Consider the following 20978-nt stretch of genomic DNA (forward strand, 5'->3'; position numbering starts at 1 on the left):
GGGCCCCGTGGCGGCCCGCCGGCGGGCCCGGGGCGCGGGGCGCGCGTCGACGGGCCGGGATGCCCGCGTACGACCTGAGGAGCGGCACCCCGGACCTCTCCTCCTTCCCGCGCGCCGCGTGGCTCAAGGCGTACCGGCGGGCGCTGACCGCGGCCCCGGACGCGGCCTTCGGGTACGGCGACCCGCGCGGCCGGGAGGAGTTGCGGACCGTCCTCGCCGAGTACCTGGCCCGCGCCCGGGGCGTCTACGCCCGGCCCGAACGGATCGTGGTCTGCGCGGGGTTCGCGCACGGCCTGATGCTGATAGCCCGCGCCCTGCGCCGGCGCGGCGCCCGGTCCGCGGCCGTGGAGTCGTACGGCCTCGGCCACCACGCCGGACTGCTGCGCGAGGCCGGTCTCGCCACCCCGCCGCTGCCCTTCGACGCGCGCGGCACCCGCGTCGACGCCCTGGCCGCGCTCGCCCCGGACGCGGTGCTGCTGACGGCCGCCCACCAGTTCCCGCTCGGCGGCGCGCTGCCCCCGGACCGGCGGACGGCGGTCGTCGACTGGGCACGGGCCGCCGGCGGCTTCGTCCTGGAGGACGACTACGACGGCGAGTTCCGCTACGACCGGCAGCCGGTCGGCGCCCTCCAGGGCCTCGACCCGGACCGGGTGATCTACCTCGGCACCGCGAGCAAGTCCCTCGCCCCCGGGCTGCGGATCGCCTGGATGGTGCTCCCGGAGGAGCTGGTCGACGAGGTCGCCACCGGCAAGGGCGCGGTCGTCGACTGGATGTGCGGGACCCCCGACCAGCTCGCCTTCGCGGAATGGCTCGCCTCCGGGGCGCACGACCGGCACGTCCGGGCCATGCGGCTGCGCTACCGCCGCCGCCGCGACCAGCTCGTCGCCGCGCTCGCCGCGCACGCCCCCGGGATCCGGGCCGGCGGGATCGCGGCGGGCCTCCACGCGGTGCTGCCGCTGCCGCCCGGCACCGAGCGCGCGGCCCTCCGCTCCGCCGCCTGGCACGGCCTGGCCGTCCAGGGTCTCGACCAGTTCCGCCACCCCGACGCGGCGCCCGGCCCGGAGGGTCTGGTCGTCGGCTACGGCACCCCGTCCGACAGCGCCTGGCCCTCCGCCCTCCAGGCCCTCTGCCGGGTCCTGGAGGGGGTCGGCGGCGAGGGGGCGGAGGAGGCCGGGGAGGCGGCTTCTGGCAGGGTGGATCCGTGACGTCGCACCCCGCCCCGGACGAGCGCCCCGGCACCGACGCGGAGGCCGCCGCCCGGGAGTTCACCGCCCACCGGCCCCGGCTGTTCGGGATCGCCTACCGGATGCTCGGGTCCGCCGCCGAGGCCGAGGACACCGTCCAGGACGCCTATCTGCGCTGGAGCGACGCCGACCGGACCGAGCTCGTCCACCCGGGCGCCTGGCTCGCCAAGGTCGTCACGCGGCTGTGCCTGAACCGGCTCACCTCCGCCCGGGCCACGCGCGAGCGGTACACCGGCCCCTGGCTGCCCGAGCCGGTGCTCACGGCGGGCGGCGGGCTGCCCGGCGCGCCCGGCACCGGGCCGCTGGAGGCCGCCGAGCGGCGCGACGAGGTCTCCACGGCCCTGCTCCTCCTCCTGGAGCGCCTCACCCCGGCCGAGCGCGCCGTCTACGTGCTCCGCGAGGCCTTCGGCTACCCGCACCGGGAGATCGCCGGCCTCCTCGACCTCGGCGAGGCGAACTGCCGCCAGCTGTACGGCCGGGCCGCCCGGCGGGTGGCGGGGCCCGGGGACGACGGGGCCGCCGCCCGCTTCGACCCGCCCGCGCCCGAGCGGCACCGGGAGTTCGTCGAGTCCTTCGTCGCCGCCGCCCGCGAGGGCGACCTCGCCGGCCTGGAGAAGGTCCTCGCGGCGGACGTCGTCTGGTGGGGCGACGGCGGCGGCAAGGTCAGGTCCGCCCTCCGTCCCGTCCGGGGCCGCGACCACGTCCTGCGCTTCCTCGCCGGAGTCGCCCGCCGTACGGAGGAGGGCGCCCGGCTCACGGTCGTCGAGGTCAACGGCGCGCCCGGCGTGGTGCTGCACGTCGGCGCCCGGGTCCTCGGCGTCGCCTCGGTGGACGTCCGGCCCGACGGCCTCGTCACCGACGTGCGGATGGTGATGAACCCGGACAAGCTCGGCTATGCGGCCCGGCAGTTCGCCGCGTACCCGGAATCCGGCGCCTGAGGCCGTCACATTCCCCGGGTCCCGCTTGTCCCAGGGGGGAGGGGCGCTCCACGGGGAGCGCCCGCGCCCGGAAGGAGCCCGGAGATGACCACGGCGACGAAGACGATCCTGGTGACGGGAGCCACCGGCACCCTCGGCCGGCCGCTGTGCGCCCGGCTCGCCGCCGACGGGCACGAGGTGCGCGAACTGAGCCGGCGCTCCCCGAGCCACCCGGTGGACCTGCGGCGGGGGACCGGCCTCGACCGCGCCCTCGCGGGCGTCGACACCGTGGTCCACTGCGCCTCCAGCCCGCGCGGCGGCGACGAGGAGGCGGCCCGCGTCCTGATCGCGGGGGCCCGCCGCGCCGGCGTCCGGCACCTGGTCCACATCTCGATCGTCGGCGTCGACCGGGTGCCGCTCGGCTACTACCGGGCCAAGCTCGCGGTGGAGCGGCAGGTCGAGGAGTCCGGGCTCGGCTGGACCGTGCTGCGGGCCACCCAGTTCCACGACCTGGTGGACCGGATCCTGACGGCCGCCGCGAAGGTCCCGCTGGTGCTGCCGCTGCCCGCCGGGGTCTCCGACCAGCCGGTGGAGGTGACCGAGGTCGCCGCGCGGCTGGCCGAGCTGGCCGCCGGCGACCCCGCCGGGCGGGTCCCCGACCTGGGCGGCCCCGAGGTGCGCACCTTCGCGGACCTGGTCCGCGCCCACCTCGCCGCGACCGGCCGCACCCGCCGCGTCCTGTCCCTGCCGCTGGCCGGCCGGGCCTACCGCGCCTTCCGCGCCGGCGGCCACCTGGCCCCCGGGCACGCCACCGGTCGCGTCACCTTCGAGGAGTACCTGGCGGCGCGCGGAGCCTCGGCCCGGGGCGGCGCCCCCGTCTGAGGCGGTGACTCCGCCCGCGGCGGCCCCGCCCGCCCCGTACCGTCCCTCAGTCCGGCGCGGCCGCCCCCTCCGCGGGGACCGGGGGCGCCGCCTCCGGGGCCTCGCCGAAGCGGGCCAGGGTCAGGGAGGCGGCGACGGCCACGGCGAAGCCGCTGACCGCCAGCCAGCCGAGGCCCTCGCGGGTCCGGTCGCCCAGCCAGAGGACCCCGGCCGCCGCCGGCCCCAGCGTCTCGCCCAGGACCATGCCCGCCGTCGCCGTCGTCACCGAACCCCGCTGGAAGGCCGAGGTCAGCAGCAGGAACGCCGCCGCGCCGCCGAGCAGCAGCGCCCACAGGGCCGGGTCGGCCGGGTCCACCCCGTCCAGGAGCCGCACCGCCACCTCCACGACCCCGAAGCCGATCCCGGCCCCCAGGCCCAGGACCAGCGCCCGGGAGCGGTCCGGGAGCCGGCCGGCCGCCGCGCCGAGCAGCAGCACCCCGGCCGCGATCCCGAGCAGCGCCCACGGCAGCGCCTCGGGCCCGTCCAAGTGGCCCTCCCGGCCCGCGGCGAGCGCCAGCATGCCGAGCCCCAGGCAGACCGCCGCCACCGCGCCCCACTCGATCCGGCTCAGCCGCACCCGGAGCATCCGGGAGGCCAGGGCCGCCGTGACGGCGAGGCTCGCGGCGAGCGCCGCGCCCACCGCGTAGAGGGGGAGCGTCCGCAGGGCCACGACCTCCAGGCAGAAGCCGAGGCCGTCGAGGCCGAGCCCGACGAGGTAGCGCCACCGGCGCAGCGCCCGCCAGAGCAGCCCGAGGTCGACCCCGCTGCCCGTCCCGGGCTCCGCCTCGCGGGCGCCGGCGGCCTGGAAGACGGTGGCGGCACCGAAGCAGAGGGACGAACCGAGCGCGCAAACCATACCGAAGAGCACATAGCGACTCTAGGTGCCGGAGCCGGAAAGCAGCGGCCTACACTGTGCGGTCGCGAGGCCCCCAGTCATACGAACGGCCGCGCGGACGTGCCACGCGCACACGAAGGTGCGCGGCCACGCGAAGGGGAGGGCGAGGGACATGCGGAGGCTCAGGTCGAGCACGGTGGTGCTCGGCGGAATGGGCGTGCTCGCGGCGACGATCACCGCCTGCGGCGCCGAACCCGACCGCCGGTGCGCGGACCCGGTGACGCTGGAGGAACTGCCCGGCTACCGGTGCGACACCGGCGGCTCCGGTGACGACGATGACGACGACAACGGCTCCTCCTCCCGCGGCGCCTACTACTACGGCGGCTCCGTCAGCAACGCGCGGGTGTCCGGCGGCAGCTTCGACAAGAAGGCCGTCGACACCGGCGGCTTCGGCTGCTCGTCCTCCGGGTCGAGCGGCGGCTGAGACGGGCGGACCGGCACCATGGAACGGCACACCATCGAGCCCCGCCCGGGCTGGCAGCGGACCGTCGAGGAGCAGGGCCTCGTCTACCCGCTGACCCGCTACCCGGACGGGTCGCTGCGCCCGTACTGGGACGAGAGCGCGTACTACTCCTTCACGCTGCCCGAGGTCGAGGCGCTGGAGGAGGTCGTCGAGGAGCTGCACGCCATGTGCCTCGCGGCGGCCGCGCACATCGTCGAGCGGAACCGTTTCGCCGACCTCGGGATCACCGATCCCCGGGTCGCCGAGCGGGTCGCCGAGTCCTGGCGCCGGCGTGCCGAACTCCCCTCCCTCTACGCCCGCTTCGACCTCGTCTACGACGGCACGGGTCCGGCGAAGATGCTGGAGTACAACGCCGACACCCCGACCTCCCTGGTGGAGGCCGCGAGCCCGCAGTGGTTCTGGATGGAGGAGCGCTTCCCCGGCGCCGACCAGTGGAACTCGCTGCACGAGCGGCTCGTCGACGCCTGGAAGCGGCAGGCGCCGCTGCTGCCGCCCGGCCCGGTCCACTTCGCCCACTCCGAGACCGACGAGCTCGGCGAGGACCTGATGACGGTCGCGTACCTCCGCGAGACCGCCGAGCAGGCCGGACTCGCCACCGAGGCGCTCTCCGTCGAGCGGATCGGCTGGGACCGGCTCTCCCGCCGCTTCGTCGACGAGAAGCTGCGCTTCATCCGCAGCTGCTTCAAGCTCTACCCGTGGGAGTGGCTGGTCACCGACCGCTTCGGGAAGCACGTCCTGTCCACCCTGGACAACGGCGGCGGCTCCGGCACCACCTGCTGGATCGAGCCCGCCTGGAAGATGCTGCTCTCCAACAAGGCGCTCCTGGCGATCCTCTGGGAGCTCCACCCCGGCCACCCCAACCTGCTGCCCGCCTACCTCGACGGGCCGCGCGAACTGGCCACGACCACCGGCTGGGCGGCCAAGCCGCTGCTCGGCCGGGAGGGCGCCGGCGTCACCCTGCACGAGCCCGGCGACGACCCCGCCGTCCGCGACGAGCCCTGCTGTTACCAGGGCCTGGCCCCGCTCCCCGACTTCGACGGCAACCGCACGCTGCTCGGCGCCTGGGTCGTCGAGGACGAGGCCGCCGGGCTCGGCATCCGGGAGTCGGCGGGCGCGATCACCGACGAGTACGCCCGCTTCCTCCCACACGTCATCCTCTGACGCTCACTCCGGGACGTACTCCCGCAGCGGCGCCGGCTTCAGCCCGGCCGCCTCGGCCAGGGCCAGGGCCCGCTCCAGGTCCTGCTCCAGCGTCTCGTTGAAGTGCAGCAGGATGATGTCGCCGGCCTTGAGCTCCGGGGTCGGCGGCGTCCACCCGCCCCAGGTGGTCAGGTCGTACGTCCACGTCACCACGGCCTTCGCCCCGCAGGCGCGGGCGGCGGTCCGGGTGGTCGCGTCGAACGCGCCGTACGGCGGGCGCAGCAGCCGCGGCCCGTCGCCGAACTCCGCGAGGTGCGCGTCCCGCGCCCCGCAGACCTCGGCCTTCTGCCCGGCCGCGTCCAGCGTGGTGAGGTCCGGGTGGCCGACCGTGTGGTTCTCGATCCGCACCCGCCCGTGGTCGAGCAGCCGGTGGAAGTACCCGGAGTCGTACGAGTACGCCCCCGGCAGCAGGAACAGCGAGGCCGGCACCCGGCGGTCGAGCAGCAGCTCCGCGGCGGCGGGGTCGTGGAACCAGCCGTCGTCGATGGTGATGAAGACGACCGGGTCCGTGGTCTCCACCCGGGAGACCACGGGCGCGGGCTCGGGCCAGGCCCCCCGCGGGGCGGCGTGCGCGGGCCCGCCGACGGCCCCCAGGAGGGCGAGCGGGACCAGGGCGGCGAGCGCGGCACGCAGGGCGTGACGCAGACGGAGTCTCGGCATGGCCGCATCATTGGCCTAGACCAACTGTGGTGTCAATGGCCCGAGTTGCCCCGGGGCGACGCCCTCGGCGCCGCCCCGGAAGCGGACCCGGTCAGTCCGAGAGGACCCCCCGCAGCTGCTCCAGGCCCCAGTCCAGGTCCTCCTTCGAGATCACCAGGGGCGGCGCGATCCGGATCGTCGAACCATGGGTGTCCTTCACCAGCACCCCGCGCTCCATCAGCCGCTCCGAGACCTGCCGGCCCGTCCCGCGCTCCGGCGCGATGTCCACGCCCGCCCACAGACCGCGGCCCCGCACCGCCTCCACAGCGCCCCCGCCCACGAGCAGCCCCAGCTCCGCGTGCAGGTGCTCGCCCAGCTCCGCCGCCCGCTGCTGGTACTCCCCGGTCCGCAGCATCGCGATCACCTCCAGGGCCACCGCGCAGGCCAGCGGGTTCCCGCCGAAGGTCGAACCGTGCTCGCCCGGCCGGAACACCCCCAGCACGTCCGCGTCCGCGACCACCGCCGACACCGGCACCACACCGCCGCCGAGCGCCTTGCCCAGGATGTACACGTCCGGGACGACGCCCTCGTGCTCGCACGCGAAGGTCCGGCCCGTCCGGCCCAGGCCCGACTGGATCTCGTCCGCCATGAACAACACGTTCCGCCGGGCCGTCAGCTCCCGCACCCCGCGCAGGTAACCGGCCGGCGGCACCAGCACGCCCGCCTCGCCCTGGATCGGTTCGAGCAGCACCGCCACCGTGTTCTCGGTGACCGCCGCCTCCAGGGCCGTCAGATCGCCGTACGGCACGATCTCGAAGCCCGGCGTGTACGGCCCGAAGTGGTCCCGGGCCTCGTGGTCCGTGGAGAACGACACGATCGTCGTCGTCCGCCCGTGGAAGTTGTTCCCCGCCACCACGATCTTCGCGTGCCCGTCCGGCACGCCCTTCACCTCGTACCCCCACTTCCGGGCCGTCTTCACGGCCGTCTCGACCGCCTCCGCGCCGGTGTTCATCGGCAGCACGGTCTCCTTGCCGCACAGCTCGGCCAGCCGGGCGCAGAACTCGGCGAACCGGTCGTGGTGGAAGGCCCTCGATGTCAGCGTCACCCGCTCCAGCTGGGCCTTCGCCGCCTCGATCAGCCGGCGGTTGCCGTGCCCGAAGTTCAGCGCCGAATAGCCGGCGAGCATGTCCAGGAAACGGCGCCCCTCGACGTCGGTCATCCAGGCCCCCTCCGCGGAGGCGACGACGACGGGCAGGGGGTGGTAGTTGTGGGCGCTGTGCGCGTCCGAGGCAGCGATCTCGTCTTGCGTTCTCGACACGGGATCTCCGATCGTCCTGCGGCCGGGGTGTGTTGTGGCCCCTTCTTATCGTCGCTCGCATCCCGGACGAGGAAACCTCGGGAACGGCGCGCCAGCTAGTCTCTGAACACGCACGGCGACTGGCGTACGGGGAACCGACCCCGGGGGAGCCGCGCGCGCTCCACCACACGAGGTGCCGCTCGCCTGGGCATCACGGGACCGCCCGCGTCCCGTGCGACACCTCGCCGGGACGTTCCGACGTACTCCCGGAGGAACACGTGACCACCCCGCAGACCCAGCTGCCCGCCGGCCACCCCGCGCTCGCCGCCGCCGACCCCGAGCTCGCCGCCCTCGTCGGCGCCGAGGAACGGCTCCAGGCCGACACCCTCCGCCTCATCCCCAGCGAGAACTACGTCTCCGCCGCCGTCCTCGAAGCCTCCGGCACCGTCCTCCAGAACAAGTACAGCGAGGGCTACCCCGGCCGCCGCTACTACGAGGGCCAGCAGGTGATTGACCAGGTCGAGACCCTCGCGATCGAGCGCGCCAAGGCCCTCTTCGGCGTCGCCCACGCGAACGTCCAGCCCTACTCCGGCTCCCCGGCCAACCTCGCCGCCTACCTCGCCTTCGCGAAGCCCGGCGACACCGTCATGGGCATGGCGCTCCCCATGGGCGGTCACCTCACCCACGGCTGGGGCGTCTCCGCCACCGGCTCCTGGTTCCGCGGCGTCCAGTACGGCGTCCGCCGCGACACCGGCCTCATCGACTACGACCAGGTCCGCGACCTCGCCCTCGCCGAACGCCCCGAGGTGATCTTCTGCGGCGGCACCGCGCTGCCCCGCACCATCGACTTCGCCGCCTTCGGCGAGATCGCCCGGGAGGCCGGCGCCGTCCTCGTCGCCGACATCGCCCACATCGCCGGCCTCGTCGCCGGCGGCGCCCACCCCTCCCCGGTCGGCCACGTGGACGTCATCTCCACGACCACCCACAAGACCCTCCGCGGCCCGCGCGGCGCCATGCTCATGTCCACCGAGGAGCACGCCAGGGCCCTCGACAAGGCCGTCTTCCCCGGCCTCCAGGGCGGCCCGCACAACCAGACCACCGCCGCCATCGCCGTCGCGCTCCGCGAGGCGTCCCTGCCGTCCTTCCGCGACTACGCCCACGCCGTCGTCGCCAACGCCAAGGCCCTCGCCGACGCCCTCCTCGCCCGCGGCTTCGACCTGGTCTCCGGCGGCACCGACAACCACCTGATCCTGATGGACCTCACCCCCAGGGGGGTCCCCGGCAAGACCGCCGCCAAGGCCCTCGACCGCGCCGGCATCGTCGTCAACCACAACACCGTCCCCTTCGACCCCCGGAAGCCATTCGACCCCTCCGGCGTCCGCATCGGCACCCCCTCCCTCACCTCCCGCGGCCTCACCCCCGCCCACATGGACCAGGTCGCCGACTGGATCGACCGCGCCGTCACCGCCGCCGCGGCCGAGGACGAGGACGCCCTCGCCACGATCCGCGCCGAGGTCGCCGACCTGATGGCCGCCCACCCCGCCCCCGGCCTCCCCGCCTGACGCCCGCCCCCGCTCACCGGACGGAGGCCGCCACCCGCAGCGCCTCCGTCCGGTCCGGCACGCCCTCCAACCGGAGCGTCAGCCCCGCCGACGGCCGCGTCCACACCAGCGTGGGCCCCGCCGTCCGCACCTCCTGCCGCCACCGGCCGTCGGCCGAGGAGAGCGGGAAGGCCAGCCGGTGCGGCGCGGCGAACCAGTACCCCGCCGTCCCGTCCGGGAGCACCACCGGCTCCGGCTGCTCCCGCACCTCCTTCACGAAGCCGGGATCCAGCTCCCCCGGGAACTCGTCCAGCCGGACCACCACCCCCCGGGCCGTCCGCCAGCACACCCCGACCACCGCCCGCGGCGCCCGCCCCGTCACCGCCGTGACCGCCCCGGCCACCCCCTCCGGCAGCAGCGGCGCGAACCCCGCCCGCCGGGCCGCCTCCGCCACCGGCACCGGAGCCGGGCACCCCGGGACCACCGCCGGAGCCGGGGGAGGCGCCCCCGGCGCGTACTCCACCGCGACCCCGCCGACCCCCAGCCACTCGGCCACCGCCGCCCGCACCGGCGGCGTCAGCACCGCCACCACCAGCACCCCGGACAGCCCGGCCACCAGCGCCCGCCACCACCGCCGCGCCCACGCCCACCGCTCCGGCCGGGGCTCCTCGACGACCGGCACCGGCACCGGCACGTGCTCGGCGAGGAGCCGCGCCAGTACCCGCTCCGCCATCAACTCCCCGTCCACGTCCGGCACCCGCAGCGACCGCCCGAGCTCCCTCAGCTCCTCCTCCAGCCCCCCGGGCCCCTCGTCCTCACGCACGCTCCCCACCTCCCTTCGCCTCCCGCGCCCCCAGGGCCGACCCCAGCTTCTTCAGCGCCCGGCTCAGCCGCGACTTCACCGTCCCGCGCGGCCACCCCAGCGCCGCCGCCGTCTCCGCCTCGTCCAGCTCCAGCAGATAGCGGTGCACCACCACGCTCCGGTGCTCCTCCGCCAGCCCGTCCAGCGCCGCGAGCAGCCGCCGGCGCCGCTCGCCGTCCACCGCCGCCACCAACGGGTCCGCCGACTCCGGTATCAGCGGCTCGCCCCCGAGCAGCTCCGCCTCCCGCCCGGCCACGGCCCGCTGCCGGCCCGCCGCCCGCAGTGTGTTCCTCGTCTCATTGGCCACGATGCTCAGCAGCCACGGCCGGAAGGCCGACCCCTCCCGGAAACTCCCCAGCGAGCGGTACGCCTTGAAGAACGCCGCCTGCACCACGTCCTCGGCCTCCGCGCCCGCCCCGCACGCCACCGCCGCCCGCAGCGCCACCGGCGTGTGCGCGCGGACCAGCTCCGCGTACGCCTCCGGCTCTCCGGCGCGCACCCGGGCGATCACGGCGCTCTCGTCGACGACGGCCGAGCCCCCCTCCCGTGTCCTCACACTCCTGGTACACCGGAAGTCGGGGATCGGTTCCCACACCTGAGAGAATGATGTGCATGGCCTCTGATGCACGTCCCCGCGCGCTCTCCGGAATCCAGCCCACCGCCGGCTCGTTCCACCTCGGCAACTACCTCGGTGCGATCCGGCAGTACGTCGCGCTGCAGGAGAGCCACGACGCCTTCTACATGGTCGTCGACCTGCACGCCATCACGGTCCCGCAGGACCCGGCCGAGCTCAGGGCCAACACCCGGCTCGCCGCCGCGCAGCTCCTCGCCGCCGGCCTCGACCCGGAGCGCTGCACCCTCTTCATCCAGAGCCACGTCCCCGAGCACGCGCAGCTCGGCTGGGTCATGAACTGCCTCACCGGCTTCGGCGAGGCGTCCCGCATGACCCAGTTCAAGGACAAGTCCGCCAAGCAGGGCGCCGACCGCGCCACGGTCGGCCTCTTCACCTACCCGATCCTCCAGGTCGCGGACATCCTCCTCTACCAGGCCACGCACGTCCCGGTCGGCGAGGACCAGCGCCAGCACATCGAGCTCACGCGCGACCTCGCCGAGCGCTTCAACGGCCGCTTCGGCGACACCTTCACGGTCCCGGCGCCGTACATCGTCAAGGAGACCGGGAAGATCTACGACCTCCAGGACCCGTCGATCAAGATGAGCAAGTCGGCCTCCACGCCGAAGGGCCTCATCAACCTCCTCGACGACCCGAAGGTCACCGCCAAGAAGGTCAAGAGCGCCGTCACCGACACCGACACGGTGATCCGCTTCGACCCGGAGAACAAGGCGGGCGTCTCCAACCTCCTCACGATCATGTCCACCCTCACGGGCACCGGCATCGCGGAGCTGGAGAAGAGCTACGAGGGCAAGATGTACGGCGCCCTCAAGACCGACCTCGCCGAGGTCATGGTGGACTTCGTCACCCCCTTCCGGACCCGCACCCAGGAATACCTGGACGACCCGGAGACGCTGGACTCGATCCTGGCCAAGGGCGCGGAGAAGGCCCGCGCGGTCGCCGCCGAGACGCTGGCGCAGACGTACGACAGGATCGGCTTCCTGCCCGCGAAGCACTGACGCGGCGCGGGGTCCGAGGACCCTGGCCATGAGGGTGGTGCAGGCCGCACACTGGCGGCTGCACCACCACACACCGACCCGATCAGAACGACGGAGGAGAACGACGTGGGGACCGTAACGCTCGGCGTTTCGATCGCGGTCCCGGAGCCTCACGGCAGCCTGCTCCAGGAGCGGCGCGCGGGCTTCGGCGACCCCGCCGCGCACGCCATCCCCACCCACGTCACCCTCGTCCCGCCCACCGAGGTCGACCAGGACCGGCTGCCGGAGATCGAGGCGCACCTCGCCGGCGTCGCCGCCGACTCGCTCCCCTTCGGGATCCGGCTCAGCGGCACCGGCACCTTCCGCCCGCTCTCCCCGGTGGTCTTCGTCACCCTCGCCGAGGGCACCGCAGGCTGCGACCGGCTCCAGGCCCGCCTCCGCGAGGAGTCCGGCCCGCTCGTCCGCGAGCTCCAGTTCCCGTACCACCCGCACGTCACCGTCGCCCACGGCATCGCCGAGGAGGCGATGGACCGGGCCCACGAGGAGCTGGCCGGCTTCGAGGCCGCCTGGACCTGCTCCTCCTTCGCCCTCTACGAGCAGGGCGCGGACGGCGTCTGGCGGAAGCTGTACGACTACGAGTTCGGCAGCGGCCGCCCCATCTCGGCCGTCCCCTGCCAGGGCGGCAGCCCCGTCCGCTCCTCCTGAGCCCGGGGCGGCGCACCCCTCCGCTCCCGCCGTGACGGGGAGGCGTCACACCGGCAGCCGCCGGTGCAGCGGACGCGGCACGTGCCGCAGCGCCGAGGCCACCAGCCGCAGCGGACCCGGCACCCACACCGTCTCCGAGCGGCGCCGCAGCCCCAGCTCGATCGCGCCCGCCACCGCCTCCGGGGTCGTCGACAGCGGCGCGTCCGGCCGGCCCGCCGTCCGCACCGCGCCGGGCCGCACGACCATCACGTGCACCCCCGTCCCGTACAGCGCGTCGCCGAGGCCCTGCGCGAAGACGTCGAGGCCCGCCTTCGACGAGCCGTAGATGAAGTCGGCCCGCCGCCCCCGCTCGCCCGCCACCGACGACAGCACCACCAGCGAACCGTGCCCCTGCGCCTGGAGCGCGCCCGCGCACACCAGGGCCGCCGACACGGCGCCCGTGTAGTTGGTCTGCGCGACCCGCACCGCCGCGGCCGGATCGGACTCGTCCCGCGTCTGGTCGCCGAGGACCCCGAAGGCCAGCAGCACCAGATCGACGTCGCCCTCCGCGAACACCTGCCCGAGCCGCTCCGCGTGCGCGTCCGTGTCCAGCGCGTCGAAGGGCACCACCCGCACCTCCGCGCCCAGCGCGCGCAGCGACGCGGCCGCCGCGGCCAGCTCGGGGGAGGGCCGGCCCGCCAGCCACACCGTACGGGTGCGGCGGGCGATCAGCCGGCGGGCGGTGGCGAGCCCGATGGCGGAGGTGCCGCCGAGCAGCAGCAGGGACTGGGGGGCACCGAAGGCGTCCTTCACGACATCACTCCTGATCACTCCTGATCATTTCTGCAGACCGAGCCGGCGGGAGAGGTCCGAGCGGAACGCGGACCGGGGGTCGAGCGCGGCCCGCAGCCCGCGGAAGGCGTCGAGCCGCGGATACATCACGGGAAGCAGGGCGGGCCGCAGCCGGGCGTCCTCGGCGAGGTGGACCCGCCCGCCGGCCGCCGCCACCCGCTCGTCGAGCCCGTCGAGGAACCGCCCGAGCCCGGGCACCCCCGCCGGCACGTCGAAGCCGAGGGACCAGCCGCGCACCGGGAACGCCAGCGGACCGGCCCCGGCGGCGTACACCCGCTCCACGCGCGCGTGCCGGGCGGCCCGGACGGGCGAGCGCCGGTGGGCGAGCAGGGCGAGCAGCCCGCGCAGCGCCTCCTCCCGCCCCCCGGGGACGGCGCACCGGTACCGCACGAAGGCCCCGGTCCCGGAGCCGTACCCGCCCGCTCCGGGCCCGAGACCGCCCGCCCCGGAGCCGTACGACCCCGCCACGCGCGCGTGGCGGGCCAGCCCCGGCAGCGGCCGCAGCCCGCCGGGGGACCGCAGGCCGCTCAGGAAGGACGGCGGGGCCAGCGGCGCGCGGCGCGCCCGGTGGCCCCGGGGGAGCTCCCCGTACGGGACGGGCGCGGCGGTCGTGAGGACCGCGCGGCCCCGCCCGGCCAGCTCGAACCGGGCCCGCGCGTACGGCTCCCGGGGCGCGTCCGGCCCCGCCCAGTGGGCCAGCAGCGCGTCGGCGTCGCGGAAACGGGCGGTCCGCTCCCGCAGGAACGCCGTCTCGACCGGCCGCAGGGCCAGCGTCACCGAGAGGACCACCCCGGTGAGCCCGAGCCCGCCGACGGTCGCCTCGAAGACCGGGTCGCCCCGCCGGACGGTCCTGGACTCCCCGTCGGCGCCGAGGAGTTCGAGCGCCTCGACGCCGGCCCCGTACCCCGAGGCGACCGCCCCGCCGGCCGTCCAGCCGCCGGCACCGGTCCGCGGCTGGAGGCCGTACGGCAGCAAGGCCCGGGCGAGGAAGCCCAGTTCGGCACCCGCCTCGCAGACCACCAGACCCGCCGCCGCGTCGAGGCCGCGGATCCGGTCCAGTCCGGTCAGGTCCAGGACGGTGCCGCCCGCGTTCTGCGCCGCGTCGCCGCAGGACCGGCCGCGGCCGCGGGCGACCGCGCCGCGCGGACCGCGGCCGAGGACCACCCCGGCGACCGCGGCGGCCGAGCGCGGCCGTGCGAGCAGCGCGAGCGAGGGTGCGGTGCGCCCGGCGCCCGTGAGGGGCACGAAGTCGTCGTCCAGGACGAGGGGTTCGACAGCCATGAGGGCGACGGTATCGCCGCTTATGTCGCTTATGCCGGTATTGCTGTTCCCGGCGCGCGGTGTCGGTCCGCGTCCCCCGCCCGCCGGCGGGGGATGCTCGGTGTCATGGACTGGCTGACCAAGCTCCCCGTCATCGGCCCCTGGGTCACCCGGCTGATGAAGACGCACGCCTGGCGCTCCTACGAGCGGCTCGACGAGGTCCACTGGAGCCGGCTCGCCGCCGCCATCACCTTCCTCTCCTTCCTCGCCCTCTTCCCGCTGATCACGGTCGCCGCCGCGATCGGCGCCGCGCTGCTCACCGACGACCAGCTCGACACGATCGAGGAGAAGCTCTCCGACCAGGTCCCCGGCATCTCCGACCAGCTCGACATCGGCGGACTCGTCGCCAACGCCGGCACCATCGGCCTCGTCGCCGGCGCCCTGCTGCTCCTCACCGGCATCAGCTGGGTCGGCGCGATGCGGGACTGCCTGCGCGCCGTCTGGCGCCTCGACGACGCCGACGAGGGCAACCCGGTGGTCCGCAAGGGCAAGGACGCCCTCGTCCTCTGCGGCCTCGGCGGCGTCGCGCTCTGCTCGCTCGCCGCCTCCTGGCTCGGCTCCACGGCCGTCGGCTGGAGCGCCGACCGGCTCGGCATCTCCGGCGGCGGCGCCGGCGGCGTCCTGCTCCAGGTCGCCGCGGTCGTCGTGGCGATGGCCGCCGACTTCCTGATCCTGCTCTACGTCCTGAAGCTGCTGCCCGGCGTCGACCCGCCGCGCCGCCGCCTCGTCGTGGCCGCCCTGATCGGCGCGGCCGGCTTCGAACTCCTCAAGCTGCTGCTCGGCGGCTACATGCGCGAGGTCGCGGCGAAGTCGATGTACGGGGCCTTCGGCGTGCCCGTGGCCCTGCTCCTCTGGATCAACTTCACCGCGAAGCTCCTGCTGTTCTGCTCCGCGTGGACGGCCGTGGACGCTAAGGATTCACGTCCGGATCCGGAGCGGCCGTCCGCGAACGGGAACGCGAGCGTCCCCCCGCCGGCCAGCGACGGTTGACCAGGAAGACCGCGGCCGCGAGCAGCGCCAGCACCCCGCCCGCGACGGCCAGCGCGATCCCGACCCCGCCCGAGTGCTCCTCGGCGGCGGCCGCGACGGCCGGACCGCTCGACTCCGGGTGCTCCTTGCCCGGCGCCGGCGCGGCCCCCGACTCCGCACCGCCCGAAGGCCGCGCCACCGGGACCGCGCTCTTCGGCGGCACCAGCTCGCCCACCGGAGTCACCTTCCCGGACGCCGCGAACCCCCAGTCGAGCAGCCGCGCGGCCTCCTTGTAGACCGCGTGCTGCTCCTTCGAGGAGGGGTTCATCACCGTCACCAGCAGCACCCGCCCGTTCCGCTCGGCGACCCCGGTGAAGGTGGCGCCCGCGTGCGTGGTGTTGCCGTTCTTGACCCCGGCGATGCCCTGGTACGGGGCGATGCCGAAGTCACCGGTGAGCAGCCGGTTGGTGTTCTGGATCTCGAAGGTCTCGCGCTTCTTGCCCGGCTTCGCCTCCCCGGGGAAGGCCGCGCGCGGCGTCGCCGCGTACTCCCGGAACTCCGCCTTCTGCATGCCGTTGCGGGCGATCAGTGTCAGGTCGTACGCCGACGAGACCTGCCCCGGGGCGTCGTAGCCGTCCGGCGTCTTCACGTGCGTGTCCAGCGCCTGGAGCTCGGCCGCGTGCGTGTTCATCTCCGCCACGGTCTTGTTCAGGCCCTGGTTCATCCGGGTCAGCACGTGCACCGCGTCGTTCCCGGACCGCAGGAAGACCCCCAGCCACAGGTCCCGGACCGTGTAGCTCTGCTTCTCCTTTATCCCGACGAGGCTCGACCCCTCGCCGATCCCGGCCAGGTCCTCCCCGGTCACCAGGTGGACCTGGTTCCGGTTCGGGAACTTCGGCAGCAGGGTGTCCGCGAACAGCATCTTCAGCGTGGACGCGGGCGCCAGCCGCCAGTGCGCGTTGTGCGAGGCGAGCACCGCGCCGCTCTCCGCGTCCGCGACGATCCACGACCGCGCCGACAGCTCCTTCGGCAGCACCGGCGCCCCGGCCCCCAGCTTCACCTGCGTTCCCGGCAGCCCCAGCAGCACCCCGCCCACCGACGACATGTTCGCCGGCGGCTTCGGCTGCTCCTCCTTCTTCTCCGGCGCCTTCCCGGTCGCCCCCGGCTTCACCGGCTCGTCCCCGAAAGCGGGCCCGGCACCCAGCGCGAGCGGCATCAACAGTGCGGCGGTGACCGCACAAGCGATCCTCTTCGAAGCAGACACGATCGAGAACGTACATGCCCGCTCCACCGATCCGAACCCCGCGCCCCCCTTCACCCCGCTCCGTCCACCCGGACGCGGGTGCGCGGGGGCGCACGGTGATACTGAGCCCATGAAGCTCAGCCGCCGCGTCTCCTGGTTCCTGCTCGCGTTCGGGGTATGGAGCTGGTTCATCTGGGTCACTTTCGTCAAGAATCTGTGGAACGACGGGAGCGGGCTCGCCTTCGACGACGCCGGAGACCCGACGGCCTACTTCTGGGTCCATCTGCTGCTCGCCGTGACGTCCTTCGTTCTGGGGACGGTCATCGGCGTGATCGGGTTGCGCGGAGTGCGCGCCTCCCGTCGTTCCGTCGACTGACACAAGTGAGGTTCCGGGCGTGATCGCCTTCCTGCCCTTCCTGGTCGTGGCTCTCGCGCTGCTCGGCGCGGTGCACTGGTACGTGTGGCGCCGGCTGGTCCGGGACGTCACCGCGGCCGGTGGGCCGGCGCGGCGGGTGGGGACCGCCGTGGCGGTCGCGCTGCCGCTGCTCTCGGTCGCCGCGCTCGCCTCCGGCCGGGCGGGGGCGCCGTTCCTCTTCCAGCAGGTCGTGGCCTGGCCCGGGTTCCTGTGGCTCGCGGTGCTGCTGTACCTGGTGCTGGCGCTGGCCGTGGGGGAGGCCGTGCGCCCGCTGCTGTCCCGGTGGCTCGCGCGACGGGCCGCCGCGGCGCCGGCCGCCGCGCCCGCGGCGGTGACCGCGCCCGTGACCGCGCCCGTTCCCGTACCGGAGCGGACCGCCGAGCCCGGGACCAAGGCCGAAGGCGAGCCCGAGGCCAAGGCCGAGCCCGAGGCCGAGACCGAGGCCGGGGCCGTCGTCGAGACCAAGGCCGGGGTTGTCGTCGAGCGGCCCGTCGCTCCCGAGGTGTCGCGGCGGCTGTTCGTCGCGCGCGTCGTCGGCGGGGCCGCGGCGGCCGCCGCGGCGGGGACGGTGGCGAACGGCGCCTACGGGGTGCTGCGGGGGCCGAAGGTGAAGCGGGTGACCGTGCCGCTGGCCAAGCTGCCGCGGGCCGCGCACGGGTACCGGATCGCGGTCGTCTCCGACATCCACCTCGGGCCGATCCTCGGCCGCGCGCACTCGCAGCGGATCGTCGACGCGATCAACGCCACCCAGCCCGACCTGATCGCCGTCGTCGGCGACCTCGTCGACGGCACCGTGGAGAACCTCGGGCCCGCCGCCGAACCGCTCGCGCGACTGCGCGCCCGGCACGGCTCCTTCTTCGTCACCGGCAACCACGAGTACTTCTCCGGCGCCGACGCCTGGGTCGACCACGTCCGCGAGCTCGGCATGCGCCCGCTGCGCAACGAGCGGCTGGAGATCCCCGCCGGCTTCGACCTGGCCGGCGTGGACGACGTGGCCGGCGAGAGCGAGGGCCGGGGGCCCGACTTCGCCCGGGCGCTCGGCGACCGCGACCGGTCCCGCGCCGCCGTCCTCCTCGCCCACCAGCCCGTCGTCATCGACGACGCCGTCGCCCACGGGGTCGACCTCCAGCTCTCCGGCCACACCCACGGCGGACAGCTCTGGCCGGGCAACCTCCTCGCCGAACTCGCCAACCCGACCGTGGCCGGACTGGAGCGGTACGGCGACACCCAGCTGTACGTCTCCCGGGGCGCCGGCGCCTGGGGCCCGCCGGTCCGGGTCGGCGCGCCGTCCGACATCACCGTCGTCCAACTCGCCTCGAAACAGGCGTAATCGGAAAGCGTCACTCCCTGCGCCGGGGTCGATACGTGCTGCTCATCGACTTAAATTCGCATTTCCCGGACATATGCATGCGGTGTGAAGGTTTCCTCTTCCCCGCGTGAAAACCGTGTGATTGGGTGGCGCAAACGCGACGATTCGGGGGTCGTCGCCCTTGGGGTTTTTTGCACGAAAAAAGGAAGCACGGCAATGCGGTCGACGGTCCGTCTCCGGATCCTCATCACTTGTGGAGTACTGGTGGCCGCGGGGGTGGGGGGCTGGCAACTCCTGCCCTCCGACGAGGGCCGTACCGACCCCGTCCCCGTGGGCACCACCGACGAGGTCACCTCGCTCGACCCGGCGGGCGCGTACGACGCCGGCTCCTGGGCGATCTACAGCAACCTCTACCAGTCGCTGCTGACCTTCAAGCCGGGCTTCACCACCCCGACCCCGGACGCCGCCGAGAGCTGCAAGTTCGTGGGCGACAAGCTCACCACGTACCAGTGCACGCTCCGCGGCGACCTCGCCTTCGGCAGCGGGCGCAAGGTGACGGCGGAGGACGTGAAGTTCTCCTTCGACCGGATGCTGAAGATCAAGGCGGAGGTCGGTCCCGCGCCGCTCTTCCCCACCCTGAAGAATGTGGTGGCCGACGGCCTCACCGTCACCTTCAACCTCAGCGGCCGGGACGCCACCTTCCCGCTGAAGCTGGCCACCGGCGCCGGCTCGATCGTCGACCGCGAGCGCTACCAGGCCGACACCCTCCGGCAGGACAACGCTGTCGACGGCACCGGCCCGTACGTCCTCAAGGAGTACAAGCCCGGCCAGAGCGCCCTCCTGGAGCCCAACCCCAAGTACCGCGGCGCGCTGGCCAAGACCGGACGCCCGGTCCTGGTGAAGTACTACAAGACCTCCGAGGACCTGGCGAACGCCTGGAAGTCCGGCGACGTCCAGGTGACGCACCGCCAGCTCCCGCCGTCCTTCGTGGAGAGCCTGGACACCAACGGCGGCACGCGTCTGACCGAGGCGGAGAGCGCCGAGATCCGCAACATCGTCTTCAACACCCGGGCCGGCTCGCCGATGGGGACCAAGGCCGTGCGCCAGGCCGTCGCGGCCGTCCTCGACCGCCCGGCCATCACCACCGGCGCCTACAAGGGCACGGTCGAGCCGCTGTACTCGCTCATCCCGCAGGGCTTCGTCGGCCACAGCACGGCCTTCTACGACCGCTACCCGGCGCCGGACCAGACCAAGGCGAAGAACCTGCTGGCGGCCGCCGGCGTGCAGACCCCGGTCCACTTCACCTTCGGCTACCGCCAGGACGCCACCTACAAGGCGGAGACCGCCGAGATCAAGAAGCAGCTGGAGGAGACCGGGCTGTTCAAGGTGAAGGTCGTCGAGGCCGACTGGCAGACCTTCCAGAAGGGCTACACGAGCGGCGCCTACGACGCGTACACCGTCGGCTGGCTCCCCGACTTCCCCGACTCGGACAGCTTCACCGCCCCGCTCGTCGGCACCGGCAACGCCCTGTCCAGCGGCTACTCCAGCAAGACCGTCGACAAGCTGATCACCGACACCCAGCAGTACAGCGACCGCTCCCGGACCACCCGCGACTTCAAGGTGATCCAGGACGAGGTCTCCAAGGACGTGCCGCTGCTCCCGCTCTGGCAGAAGAACGACTACGTCCTCGCCACCGAGGCCGTCGGCGGCTCGCAGAACCTCTCCGACGGCACCGGCATCTGGCGCCTGTGGGAGCTGGCCTGGATCTGATCCGCCCGGGCGGTCAGTCCTGCTTCGGGGCGGTCCTGCGGGGCCGCCCCGAAGCCGCCATGCCGGCCGCGGTCGGCATGAAGTCCGCCAGCAGCTCGTGGGTCTCCTTGACCAGCGGGCGCAGGATGCGGAAGCGGGAGAGCGAGATGGCCCGCGCGGTCACCGGCGACAGCCGCTCGACCAGCCGGCGGCTGTTGGCGGCGCCCTCGGAGCGGTCGTACACCCAGAAGAGGACGAGCCCCATCTGCTGGAGCCACAGCAGCTGGGGCAGGGCCTCGGTCAGTTCGGGGTCGACCTTCACCGAGGCGCCGGAGATCACCCGGCGGTGCACCTCGATCGCCGCCTCGCGCGGCCCCTCCGACTCCGGGGAGAACGGCGAGAGCGGGCTGTCGGGGTCGGCCGCGTTCTTGAAGAACTGGGCCGCGAACTCGTGGTACGGCTCCGCGATGTCGAGCCAGGCGAGCAGCACGCCCCTGATGCGGGCGACCAGTTCCTTCTCGCCGCCCTCCAGGACCGGCTCCACGGCCGCCTGGTGCTCCTCGGCGATCCGGTCGTAGAAGCCCTGGACCAGGTGCTCCTTGGACGCGAAGTAGTAGTAGGCGTTCCCGACCGAGACCCCGGCCTCCTGGGCGATCGCCCGCATGGTGGTCTTGTCGTAGCCCCGCTCCCGGAAGAGCCGCAGCGCGGTCTCCAGGATGAGCGTCCGGGTCTGCTCGCTCTTGGGGGCCTTCGGGGCGTCCGGAGCCGGGGGGTTCGCGGCCGCGGACCTCGGAGCCGCGGTCTTCGGGGCGTCCGGGGCCTTCTTCTCTTCCTTCGCGTCCTTCACGGA

The 20978-nt window shown here is 74.4% G+C and carries 21 protein-coding genes and 1 riboswitch; of the genes, 12 read left to right on the forward strand and 9 right to left on the reverse strand.

The window, feature by feature from the left end:
• The 3 genes from IE321_RS32190 to IE321_RS32200 all read left to right on the forward strand — a co-directional run.
• The coding region (locus tag IE321_RS32190; protein ID WP_190225487.1) for an aminotransferase-like domain-containing protein at positions 1 to 1205 on the forward strand (1205 nt) is incomplete at its 5' end.
• Positions 1202 to 2182 (forward strand): RNA polymerase sigma-70 factor, encoded by a 981-nt coding sequence (locus tag IE321_RS32195; protein ID WP_190225488.1) that lies wholly within the window; start codon positions 1202 to 1204, stop codon positions 2180 to 2182. The genes IE321_RS32190 and IE321_RS32195, both read left to right, overlap by 4 nt.
• Before the next feature lie 84 nt (positions 2183 to 2266).
• A complete protein-coding gene (locus tag IE321_RS32200; protein WP_190225489.1) occupies positions 2267 to 3043 on the forward strand; it encodes an SDR family oxidoreductase in 777 nt (258 codons plus the stop codon).
• A gap of 46 nt (positions 3044 to 3089) precedes the next feature.
• On the opposite strand, the gene IE321_RS32205 is transcribed toward IE321_RS32200, so the two are convergent.
• The gene (locus IE321_RS32205; protein WP_190225505.1) at positions 3090 to 3938 is read right to left on the reverse strand and encodes a hypothetical protein; all 849 of its coding nucleotides are present in this window, start codon (positions 3936 to 3938) and stop codon (positions 3090 to 3092) included.
• A gap of 151 nt (positions 3939 to 4089) precedes the next feature.
• Between IE321_RS32205 and IE321_RS32210 the strand changes: the two genes are divergently transcribed.
• Both IE321_RS32210 and IE321_RS32215 read left to right on the forward strand, forming a co-directional pair.
• Positions 4090 to 4401, forward strand: coding sequence for a hypothetical protein (locus tag IE321_RS32210; RefSeq protein ID WP_190225490.1), 312 nt, complete (start codon positions 4090 to 4092; stop codon positions 4399 to 4401).
• Positions 4402 to 4419: 18 nt separating this feature from the next.
• Positions 4420 to 5601, forward strand: coding sequence for a glutathionylspermidine synthase family protein (locus IE321_RS32215; protein ID WP_043225929.1), 1182 nt, complete (start codon positions 4420 to 4422; stop codon positions 5599 to 5601).
• A 3-nt stretch (positions 5602 to 5604) separates the two neighbouring features.
• On the opposite strand, the gene IE321_RS32220 is transcribed toward IE321_RS32215, so the two are convergent.
• On the reverse strand, positions 5605 to 6300 hold the full coding sequence (locus IE321_RS32220) for a polysaccharide deacetylase family protein (protein WP_190225491.1): 696 nt from the start codon (positions 6298 to 6300) through the stop codon (positions 5605 to 5607).
• Positions 6301 to 6391: 91 nt separating this feature from the next.
• Positions 6392 to 7597 carry an ornithine--oxo-acid transaminase gene (gene rocD / locus IE321_RS32225; protein ID WP_043225925.1) on the reverse strand — a complete coding sequence of 402 codons (1206 nt, stop codon included), beginning with the start codon at positions 7595 to 7597 and terminating at the stop codon, positions 6392 to 6394.
• Between the two features lie 105 nt (positions 7598 to 7702).
• Positions 7703 to 7793: riboswitch (ZMP/ZTP riboswitch) on the forward strand.
• Between the two features lie 61 nt (positions 7794 to 7854).
• On the opposite strand from rocD, the gene glyA reads away from it, so the two are divergent.
• On the forward strand, positions 7855 to 9138 hold the full coding sequence (gene glyA, locus IE321_RS32230) for a serine hydroxymethyltransferase (RefSeq protein ID WP_190225492.1): 1284 nt from the start codon (positions 7855 to 7857) through the stop codon (positions 9136 to 9138).
• Positions 9139 to 9151: 13 nt separating this feature from the next.
• Here glyA and IE321_RS32235 read toward each other — a convergent pair whose 3' ends face one another.
• Positions 9152 to 9940 (reverse strand): hypothetical protein, encoded by a 789-nt coding sequence (locus IE321_RS32235; RefSeq protein WP_226651305.1) that lies wholly within the window; start codon positions 9938 to 9940, stop codon positions 9152 to 9154.
• Positions 9933 to 10535 carry an RNA polymerase sigma factor gene (locus IE321_RS32240; protein ID WP_190225494.1) on the reverse strand — a complete coding sequence of 201 codons (603 nt, stop codon included), beginning with the start codon at positions 10533 to 10535 and terminating at the stop codon, positions 9933 to 9935. The genes IE321_RS32235 and IE321_RS32240 overlap by 8 nt, the downstream gene beginning before the upstream one ends.
• Positions 10536 to 10591: 56 nt before the next feature.
• On the opposite strand from IE321_RS32240, the gene trpS reads away from it, so the two are divergent.
• Together trpS and IE321_RS32250 are read left to right on the forward strand one after the other, a co-directional pair.
• On the forward strand, positions 10592 to 11608 hold the full coding sequence (gene trpS, locus IE321_RS32245) for a tryptophan--tRNA ligase (protein WP_043225922.1): 1017 nt from the start codon (positions 10592 to 10594) through the stop codon (positions 11606 to 11608).
• Positions 11609 to 11713: 105 nt separating this feature from the next.
• Positions 11714 to 12292, forward strand: coding sequence for a 2'-5' RNA ligase family protein (locus tag IE321_RS32250; RefSeq protein WP_190225495.1), 579 nt, complete (start codon positions 11714 to 11716; stop codon positions 12290 to 12292).
• 45 nt (positions 12293 to 12337) lie between these two features.
• Here the strand turns inward: IE321_RS32250 and dprE2 are convergent, their stop codons facing one another.
• Together dprE2 and IE321_RS32260 are read right to left on the reverse strand one after the other, a co-directional pair.
• Complete coding sequence (gene dprE2 / locus IE321_RS32255) at positions 12338 to 13084, reverse strand: decaprenylphospho-beta-D-erythro-pentofuranosid-2-ulose 2-reductase (protein WP_043225919.1); 747 nt, start codon at positions 13082 to 13084, stop codon at positions 12338 to 12340.
• A gap of 24 nt (positions 13085 to 13108) precedes the next feature.
• Complete coding sequence (locus IE321_RS32260; RefSeq protein WP_373316653.1) at positions 13109 to 14404, reverse strand: FAD-binding protein; 1296 nt, start codon at positions 14402 to 14404, stop codon at positions 13109 to 13111.
• Between the two features lie 105 nt (positions 14405 to 14509).
• Between IE321_RS32260 and IE321_RS32265 the strand changes: the two genes are divergently transcribed.
• Positions 14510 to 15433: a YihY/virulence factor BrkB family protein gene (locus IE321_RS32265; protein WP_190225496.1), complete on the forward strand. Its 924-nt coding sequence runs from the start codon at positions 14510 to 14512 to the stop codon at positions 15431 to 15433.
• On the opposite strand, the gene IE321_RS32270 is transcribed toward IE321_RS32265, so the two are convergent.
• Positions 15354 to 16676 (reverse strand): D-alanyl-D-alanine carboxypeptidase family protein, encoded by a 1323-nt coding sequence (locus tag IE321_RS32270; protein ID WP_226651307.1) that lies wholly within the window; start codon positions 16674 to 16676, stop codon positions 15354 to 15356. The genes IE321_RS32265 and IE321_RS32270 overlap by 80 nt on opposite strands.
• 109 nt (positions 16677 to 16785) lie before the next feature.
• On the opposite strand from IE321_RS32270, the gene IE321_RS32275 reads away from it, so the two are divergent.
• The 3 genes from IE321_RS32275 (at position 16786) to IE321_RS32285 (ending at position 20149) form a co-directional block, all read left to right on the forward strand.
• Positions 16786 to 17031, forward strand: coding sequence for an SCO4848 family membrane protein (locus IE321_RS32275; RefSeq protein WP_190225498.1), 246 nt, complete (start codon positions 16786 to 16788; stop codon positions 17029 to 17031).
• 19 nt (positions 17032 to 17050) lie between these two features.
• Positions 17051 to 18400 carry a metallophosphoesterase gene (locus tag IE321_RS32280; protein WP_190225499.1) on the forward strand — a complete coding sequence of 450 codons (1350 nt, stop codon included), beginning with the start codon at positions 17051 to 17053 and terminating at the stop codon, positions 18398 to 18400.
• A gap of 195 nt (positions 18401 to 18595) precedes the next feature.
• Complete coding sequence (locus tag IE321_RS32285; protein WP_190225500.1) at positions 18596 to 20149, forward strand: ABC transporter substrate-binding protein; 1554 nt, start codon at positions 18596 to 18598, stop codon at positions 20147 to 20149.
• A gap of 13 nt (positions 20150 to 20162) precedes the next feature.
• On the opposite strand, the gene IE321_RS32290 is transcribed toward IE321_RS32285, so the two are convergent.
• A complete protein-coding gene (locus IE321_RS32290) occupies positions 20163 to 20975 on the reverse strand; it encodes a TetR/AcrR family transcriptional regulator (protein WP_190225501.1) in 813 nt (270 codons plus the stop codon).
• Between the last annotated feature and the right edge of the window lie 3 nt (positions 20976 to 20978).

The sequence above is a fragment of the Streptomyces hydrogenans genome (assembly GCF_014656075.1).
Classification (GTDB): Bacteria; Actinomycetota; Actinomycetes; order Streptomycetales; family Streptomycetaceae; genus Streptomyces; species Streptomyces hydrogenans.